Genomic DNA, 8462 nt, shown 5'->3' with positions numbered 1-8462 from the left:
GCGCGTCGAGCCGGAGCGCAAGGACATCGCCGCGTTCTCGGCGCGCGGCGCGGCCCCGACCAGCGATTTCTTCGCGATGTTCGAAGCGCCGTTCCGCTTCGGCCAGCCCTGGGGCGAAGCGGAGGATGCCGCCGCGGCCGACGTGGTGGTGCTGGGCCGCCAGCTGTCCGAAAAACTGTACGGCGACGCCAACCCGGTCGGCAAGCGCGTCACCATGATGGGCGCGCAGTTCCAGGTCGTGGGCGTGCTGGACGAGTGGATGCCGCTGCCGCGCTACTACCGCATCATCAGCTCCGGCAGCGCCTTCGGCACCGCAGATGAATTCTTCATCCCCTTCGCCACCGCGATCCGGCGCGAGACCGGCCATGCCGGCAGCATGAGCTGCGACGGGCGCCGCGATCCCGGCTTCGCCGCACTGCTGGCATCCGAATGCACCTGGATCCAGTCGTGGTTCGAAACGCGCTCCAGCGCCGACCGCGCCGAGCTCCAGGGCTACCTCGACAACTACGCCGGCGAGCAGCGCAAGCTGGGCCGCCTGAAGCGCAACGCGCCGAACCACCTGTTCGACGTGATGGAATGGATGGAGTACATGAAGGTGGTCGGCAACGACAGCAAGCTGGCGGCCTGGCTGGCCTTCGGCTTCCTGATCCTGTGCCTGGTGAACACCATCGGCCTGCTGCTGGCCAAGTTCTCGGTACGTGCCGCCGAAGTCGGCATCCGGCGTGCGCTGGGCGCCTCGCGCAAGGATATCTTCCGCCAGTTCCTGGTCGAGACCGCGGTGGTCGGCCTGGTGGGCGGCATGCTGGGCCTGGTGCTGGCCTTCGGCGCGCTGGCCCTGATCGCGATGCAGTCGGCGCAGATGTCGGTGGTCGCACACATGGACTGGGTCATGCTGGCGTTCACCTTCGTGCTGTCGGTGCTGGCTGCCGTCATCGCCGGCCTGCTGCCGACCTGGCGCGCATGCCAGGTCACGCCGGCCATGCAACTGAAATCGCAGTAACAAGAAAAGAGAGACATCATGGAAATCCGTCCTATCCTTTCTGCGCTGTTGCGCAACAAGACCGGCGCGGTGCTGGTCGCGGTGCAGGTGGCCCTCAGCCTGGCTATCCTGGCCAACGCCCTGCACATCGTCAACATACGCCAGGCGGTGGCGGCGCGCCCGAGTGGCATGGCAGATGAAAACGCCGTGTTCTATATCAATGCGCGCGGCCTCGCCAGCGAAGGCGCGGAGCAGGAGCTGGCGACGCAGAAGCGTGAAACAGCCATCTTGCGCGCGGTGCCGGGCGTGCTGTCGGTCGCCAAGACCAACCAGATGCCGATGGCGCGCTCCGGCAGCACTACCAGTGTCTCCGTGGACCGCAAACAGGTCAATGAAAGCGCCAGTGCGTCGCAGTACATATCGCCGGACTCGCTGGTCCACACGCTGGGCCTGAAGATCTCGGAGGGCCGCGATTTCCGTCCATCCGATGTGATGGAGATCGACGAAAAGACCAGCACGGCCTTCCCCAATGGGCTTCTGGTAACCAGGGCGCTGGCAGAGAAGATCTGGCCCGGCGGCGGCAGCGCAGTCGGCAAGACGGTCTACTTCGGCACCGGGGAAAACGCCAACAGCGCCCAGGTTGTCGGCGTCATCGAACGCTTCATGACCACCCACGCCTCAGCGGACGAGGAGGCCGAGTATTCGCTGATCCTGCCGGTGCGCCTGGCCGGCGGCAATAATCCGGGCAATACCTACGCGGTGCGCGCGGAACCTGGCCAGCGCGACCGCGTCATGAAGGAAGCCGAGGAAGCGCTGCGCAAGGCGTCGCCGACGCCCATCATCTTCAAAACCCGCACCGCCAACGAAGACCGCAAGGAACGCTACCGCGCCGACATGGCGATGTCGTGGATGCTGGTCACCGTCAGCGTGCTGCTGCTGTTGATCACCGCCAGCGGCATCGTCGGCATGGCCAGCCTGTGGGTAACGCAGCGCCGCAAGCAGATCGGCGTGCGGCGCGCACTGGGCGCGCGCCGGGTCGACATCCTGCGCTACTTCATCATCGAGAACGTGATGATCACCAGTACCGGCGTGGTTGCGGGCGTGATGCTGGCCGTGGGGCTGAACCAGCTCCTGGTCAGCAAGCTGGAAATGGCACGCCTTCCGCTTGGCTACGTGCTGGCCGGCGCCGGCGTGTTCTGGGCGCTCGGCGTCGCCGCGGTGTACGGCCCGGCGTGGCGCGCGGCCACCATCTCGCCGGCGCTGGCAACACGCAGCGCCTGACGACGGGGAGCCAATGGTATGCTAGCGCCCATGCCAACCGTACTTATTATTGACGATAACGCCGCCGTCGCGATCGCGCTCGAAGTGCTGTTTTCGCTGCACGACATCGATGCGCTGCGCGCGGCGTCGCCGGCCGAAGGGCTGGCCATGCTGGAACGCTGCAGCGTGGACCTGGTCATCCAGGACATGAACTTCACCGCCGACACCACGTCGGGCGAGGAAGGCGTGGCGCTGTTCCGCGAAATCCGCAAGCGCCATCCCGACCTGCCGGTGATCCTGCTCACCGCCTGGACCCACCTCGATGCCGCGGTGGACCTGGTGAAATCCGGCGCGGCCGACTACCTGTCCAAGCCGTGGAACGACAAGCGCCTGCTGGCCACCGTCACCAACCTGATCGAACTGGGGCAGGCCAACCGCGCGCTGCAGCAGCGCGTGCAGCGCGAACGGCGCGAGCGGCGCGACCTCGAATACAAGTTCGACCTGCGCGGCGTGGTGTGGGAAGACCCGGCCACCGAGCGCGTGCTGAACCTGGCCTGCCAGGTGGCGCGCTCCGACGTTCCGGTGTTGATCACCGGCCCCAACGGCACCGGCAAGGAACGCATCGCCGAGATCATCAAGGCCAACTCGCAGGTGGCCGACGGCCCCTTCGTCGTGCTCAATTGCGGCGCGCTGCCGGCGGAACTGATCGAAGCGGAGCTGTTCGGCGCCGAAGCGGGCGCTTACACCGGCGCTTCCAAGGCGCGCGAAGGCAAGTTCGAAGCGGCCGACGGCGGCACCCTGTTCCTCGACGAGATCGGCAACCTGCCGCTGGCGGGTCAAATGAAGCTGCTGCGCGTGCTGGAAACCGGACGCTTCGAGCGGCTCGGCTCCAACCGCGAACGGCAGGTCAAGGTGCGCGTCATTAGCGCCACCAACGCCGACCTGGGCGGCATGATCCGCGCCGGCACCTTCCGCGAGGACCTGTTCTACCGCCTCAACGTGATCGAGCTGCGCCTGCCGCCGCTGGCGTCGCGCCCGGCCGACATCCTGCCGCTGGCGAGCAACTTCCTCGCGCCTGGCAAGAGCCTGGCTCCGGCGGCGCAGGCTGCGCTGATGGCGCATGCGTGGCCGGGCAATGTGCGCGAGCTGAAAAACGTGATGCAGCGCGCCGCACTGCTGGCGCAAGGCGACACCATCAAGCCGGAAGACCTGGGCCTGCCGCTGGCCGCCGTGCCCGCCGCCGACAACGAGCCTGACCGCGGCACGATCGCGCAGGCGCTGGCGCGCGCCGGCGGCGTGGTGGCGCAGGCCGCCGCCGAACTGGGGCTGTCGCGCCAGGCGCTGTACCGGCGCATGGAACGCCTCGGCATCGCCCGCCCCTGATGAAGCGGCGCAGCGGCATCCGCCTTTCGCTCGTCACGCGTTGGTCGGCGCTGGTCGGCACCCTGCTCGCCCTGGGCATCATCATCGCGCTGGCGCTCGACCACTTCCTTCCCGGCCGGCCCTGGCTGGTGTTCGCGATCTGCATGGTGTGCGTGGTGCCGATCTCGATCATCACCATGCGCTCGCAGATCCAGCCCATCCTGTCGCTGTTCCGCGCCCTCGAGGGCACGGTCGCCAGCTACAAGGACGGCGACTTTTCCCTCAGCCTGCACTGGCAGCAGAACGACGAACTGGCCGACCTGATCGAGGCCCACAACGCGCTGGGCGACGTGTTGCGCGAGCAGCGCCTCGGGCTGGTGCAGCGCGAACTGCTACTCGATACGATGGTGCAGAACACGCCGGTGGCGATGCTGCTGGTGGCCGACGCCGGCGCCATCGTCTACGCCAACGCCGCCGCGCGCCGGTTGCTGAACGACGGCCGCAAGATGGAAGGCCACCAGCTGAAGGACATCCTGGCCGGATCGGCGCCCGCCCTGTCGGAAGCGCTGGGACGCGGCGGCGACGGCCTGTTCAGCGCGGGAGACGGCGAGGACGAAGAGGTCTACCACCTCGCGCGCAGCCATTTCAACCTGAACGGCCGCAAGCACGAACTGCTGCTGCTGCGCCAGCTGACTTCGGAACTGCGGCGCCAGGAAGTGCAGACCTGGAAAAAAGTGATCCGCGTGATCAGCCATGAGCTGAACAACTCGCTGGCGCCACTGACCTCGCTGGCGCATTCCGGCGCGGAGCTGGTGCGGCGCGGCCAGACCGAGCGCCTGCCGCAGATCCTCGCCACCATCGAGGAACGCACGCGCCACCTGGAGAGCTTCATCCTCGGCTACGCGCGCTTCGCCAAGCTGCCGTCGCCGCACGTCGAACCATGCAGCTGGGACGGATTCATCGCGCAGCTGGCCAACCAGGTGCGCTTCCGCCTTACCGGCGAGCTGCCCGCCGAACCCGGGTGGGTCGATCCGGCGCAGATGGAGCAGGCGCTCCTGAACCTGCTGAAGAATGCGCACGAATCGGGCTCGCCGCCGGACCAGGTCGAACTGAATATCCGCACCGCGCCGGGTACCTTGCGCATCGAGGTCGCGGACCGCGGCACCGGCATGAACGACGCGGTGCTGACCAACGCGCTGGTGCCCTTCTACTCTACCAAGCGCAGCGGAACCGGGCTGGGACTGGCGCTGGCGCGCGAGATCGCCGAAGCGCATGGCGGGCGCATCACCCTCGCCAACCGCGACGGCGGCGGCCTGAACGTCACGCTGATCCTGCCCAACGCGCCGCCACACTAGGCGGGCGGTGGTAACATTCGCCGCATGCCGTCACCATCATCCCGTTTCGCCGCGCCCGGACATCCGCCGGCCACAACCACCGAGTTCAAGGGCGTGCGCTTCCTCCACCTCGGCACCTCCTGGGTCCAGGGCGCGATGCGCCTGGCCAAACCGGACAACATCGAGCTCGAATATGTGCAGATGATGATGATGTGGATGCTGTTCATCGAGCAGCCGAAGCGCATCGTCCAGCTGGGCCTCGGCAGCGCCGCGCTGACCAAGTTCAGCTACCAGCGTTTCCCGTCGGCGCGAGTCAGCGTCGCCGAACTGAACCCGAACGTGATCGACATCTGCCACGCCGAATTCGGCCTGCCGCCGAACGACGCGCGGCTGGACGTGCGCCAGATGGACGCGATGGACTTCGTGCTCGACCCGGCCAACCACGGCACCGTGGACGTGCTGCAGGTCGACCTGTACGACGAAGAGGCGCGCGGGCCGGTGCTTGATTCGCAGGAGTTCTACCAGGCCTGCTTCGACTGCCTGGCGAGCGGCGGCATCATGACCGCCAATGTGTTCGGGGATTTCAGCAACTACGACAAGAACCTGCAGAACATGGAACTGGTGTTCGATGCGGTGGTGTGGCTGCCGGAAGTGAGCGACGCGAACATCATCGTCATCGCGTTCAAGGATGCGCCGCAAATCGACTTCAGCGTGCTGTACGACCGCGCCGCGGACATCAGGCGCCGCATGAACCTGCCCGCCAAGACGTGGGTGAACGGCCTCAAATCGTGGATGCAGGACCACCAGGAATAGCAGGCGAAGGCTATTTCAGCTTACCCGTTTCCGGCCCACCCGACACGCAATTTCAGAATCATTTTCGTAAATACAACATTTACCCTTGACGCGTTGAGGGCCAATTCCGTTTCCCGTACTATCGTCGGCGCACCCGCCATAGCCTTTGTGGGCAGGGGGAGTGCGGGGCTACCCGTCCCGCATGAAAAATCTCAAAAACGCATACGAGAAGACAGGAAAAGAACAGATGACGAGACAATCCGGACGCCCAATCCTTCCACGCACCCTGCTCGCTTCGGCGCTGCTGGCGGCCCTGAACAGCGCCTACGCACAAACCCCAGACACCACCACCGCACGCGCCGACGACAACACGCCGGCAAAAGTCGTCGTCCTCGGCTCGCGTTCCACCGCCAAGACTGCGCTCGACACCGTGGCGCCGGTCGGCCTGATCAACGTGAAGGACATGCAGACCGCAGGCCCGCTCGAACTGGGCAAGCTGCTGCAGACGCTGGACCCGTCGTTCAACTTCTCCACCACCTTCATCAGCGACGGCACCGACATCATCCGCCCTGCCACGCTGCGCGGCCTCGGCCCCGACCAGCTGCTGGTGCTCGTCAACGGCAAGCGCCGCCACCAGCAGGCGCTGGTCAACGTGCAGCAGACCATCGGCCGCGGCTCGGCCGGCACCGACATCAACGCGATCCCGATGTCGGCCATCCACCACATCGAAGTGCTGCGCGACGGCGCCGCGGCCCAATACGGCTCGGACGCGATTGCCGGCGTGATCAACATCGTGCTGAAATCGCAGACCAAAGAGACGCAATTGAGCGGCTCGGTCGGCACTACCTCGGAAGGCGACGGTGACCTGGTATCCGGCAGCGCCAACACCGGTTTCACGATCGCCAACAACGGCTATGTCAACCTGTCCGTAGAAGGGCGCCGCCGCGACGAGACCAACCGCGCCGGCCCCGACACGCTGCGCGTCAGCCCGCCGCGCGTCACCCAGCGTATCGGCGACAGCCTGGCCAAGGACGCCTACCTGTGGATGAACGCGGCTGTCCCTCTTGACGTGGACAAGGACAACGAATTCTATGCGTTCGGCGGCGTCTCGAAGCGCACCGGCGATTCGGCAGGCTTCTTCCGCTCCAAGGGCGACGGCCGCAACGTGCCAGCCGTGTACCCGAACGGATTCCTGCCTAACATCATCACCACCGTGAAGGACGCGTCGTTCGCGTTCGGCTACCGCCGCAATTTCGGCGACGACTGGAACTTCGACGTTAGCGTGAACCACGGCCGCAGCGAGCTCGGTTTCCACGAACGTAACTCGATCAATGTCAGCTACTGGTACGAACCGAAGCCGGGCGGCGGCATCTATGCCGAATCGCCGCTATCAGCCGACACCGGCAAGCTGAAATTCGACCAGACCACCTTCAACGCCGACCTGCGCGGCCCGGTCGACATCGGCGGGCGCATACTGTCGGTGGCCACTGGCTTCGAATACCGCAGGGACAACTACCAGATCGAAGCGGGCGACCCGGTCTCGTACCAGTACGGCCGCACCAACAACCCGGCGATCAGGATCATCGACCAGACCGGCGGTATCGCGGCGTCTGGCGCGCAGGGCTTCCCGGGCTACACGCCGGGCACCGAGGTGGACGAAGGACGCCACAACATCGCGCTGTACCTCGACGTGGAGCACAACCTCGCCGAGAAGCTGCTGGTGACGGGCGCGCTGCGCTACGAGAAGTATTCCGACTTCGGCAACACCACCACCGGCAAGCTGGGCATGCGCTGGGATCCGTCGCGCCAGTTCGGCCTGCGCGGCAGCATCTCGACCGGCTTCCGCGCGCCATCGGTGCAGCAGAAGTTCTACAGCTCGGTCTCGACCAACCTGAATTCGGCCGGCGTGCTGACCGAAACGCTGACCGCGCGCGAAGGCAGCCCGGTGACGCGCGCCTTCGGCATTTCGCCGCTGAAGGAAGAAACGTCGAAGAGCTTCAGCATCGGCGCGGTCGTGCGCCCGATGACCAACTTCTCGGTCACCGCCGACCTGTACCGCATCGACATCGACGACCGCATCGTCTTCTCGAGCAATATCGCGCCTGAAAGCGGCGCCTGCGCGACTGCGGCGGCATGCCCGATCAAGGCCATCCTCGACCCGCTCAAGGTAGGCCAGGCACAGTTCTTCACCAACGCGATCGACACCACCACCGACGGCTTCGACCTGGTGGCCGAGCACACCACCCGGTGGACCGGCTCGACCCTGGTCCTGTCCGGCCAGCTGGGCTTCAACAAGACGGAAATCAAGGCCCGCAGGTCGCAATCGCCGGTGCTGACCGGCGCGCAGCTGTTCGACGACGCGCAGGTGACGCTGATCGAACGCGGCCAGCCGCGCCAGCACCACGTGGTGGCGGCGGACTACACGATGGGCCCATGGAACCTGAACACCCGCGCCAGCTACTTCGGCGCAGTGCAAGGCCAGGGCTTCACCGCGCCGTTCATCCAGACGTGGGAAGCGAAGTGGCTGGTCGATGCATCGGTGCGCTATTCGTTCAGCAAGCGCTTCACGGTGGCGGTCGGTGCGAACAACCTGTTCGACACCTACCCGACCGAATGGGACAAGACGAAAGCCTTCCCGTTCCCGCAGCTTGGCTTCACGCACTGCTGGGAAACCTGCCCGATCGGCATCAACGGCCGCCAGATGTACGCTCGGGTCGACTACGCGTTCTAAGCAG

Annotated in this window: 6 protein-coding genes; all 6 read left to right on the top strand. The window is 66.1% G+C overall.

Annotated features, from left to right (window positions below; translation table 11 throughout):
• Positions 1–1000, top strand: a 1000-nt coding sequence (locus D3872_RS03715) for an ABC transporter permease (protein ID WP_119809533.1), incomplete at its 5' end; no start/stop codon positions are given.
• Positions 1001–1018: 18 nt separating this feature from the next.
• Positions 1019–2260, top strand: a complete 1242-nt coding sequence (locus D3872_RS03710; RefSeq protein ID WP_119809532.1) for an ABC transporter permease — start codon at positions 1019–1021, stop codon at positions 2258–2260.
• 30 nt (positions 2261–2290) lie between these two features.
• A complete protein-coding gene (locus D3872_RS03705) occupies positions 2291–3622 on the top strand; it encodes a sigma-54-dependent transcriptional regulator (protein WP_119809531.1) in 1332 nt (443 codons plus the stop codon).
• Complete coding sequence (locus D3872_RS03700; RefSeq protein WP_119809530.1) at positions 3622–4956, top strand: sensor histidine kinase; 1335 nt, start codon at positions 3622–3624, stop codon at positions 4954–4956. Before D3872_RS03705 ends, D3872_RS03700 begins: the two co-directional genes overlap by 1 nt.
• Before the next feature lie 24 nt (positions 4957–4980).
• Positions 4981–5748, top strand: a complete 768-nt coding sequence (locus D3872_RS03695; RefSeq protein ID WP_119809529.1) for a spermine/spermidine synthase domain-containing protein — start codon at positions 4981–4983, stop codon at positions 5746–5748.
• 226 nt (positions 5749–5974) lie between these two features.
• Positions 5975–8458, top strand: coding sequence for a TonB-dependent receptor plug domain-containing protein (locus tag D3872_RS03690; protein ID WP_119809528.1), 2484 nt, complete (start codon positions 5975–5977; stop codon positions 8456–8458).
• Positions 8459–8462: the final 4 nt, after the last annotated feature.

This window comes from Massilia cavernae, assembly GCF_003590855.1.
Classification (GTDB): domain Bacteria; phylum Pseudomonadota; class Gammaproteobacteria; order Burkholderiales; family Burkholderiaceae_D; genus Telluria_A; species Telluria_A cavernae.
Note: the sequence above shows the minus strand (reverse complement) of the source record. Positions and strands in the feature narration are given on the sequence as shown.

Excerpts from the sequence above, each read along its gene's own strand:
- D3872_RS03710 (WP_119809532.1), top strand. The coding sequence starts at position 1,019 with ATGGAAATCCGTCCTATCCTTTCTGCGCTGTTGCGCAACAAGACCGGC.
- D3872_RS03695 (WP_119809529.1), top strand. The coding sequence starts at position 4,981 with ATGCCGTCACCATCATCCCGTTTCGCCGCGCCCGGACATCCGCCGGCC.
- D3872_RS03700 (WP_119809530.1), top strand. The coding sequence starts at position 3,622 with ATGAAGCGGCGCAGCGGCATCCGCCTTTCGCTCGTCACGCGTTGGTCG.
- D3872_RS03690 (WP_119809528.1), top strand. The coding sequence starts at position 5,975 with ATGACGAGACAATCCGGACGCCCAATCCTTCCACGCACCCTGCTCGCT.
- D3872_RS03705 (WP_119809531.1), top strand. The coding sequence starts at position 2,291 with ATGCCAACCGTACTTATTATTGACGATAACGCCGCCGTCGCGATCGCG.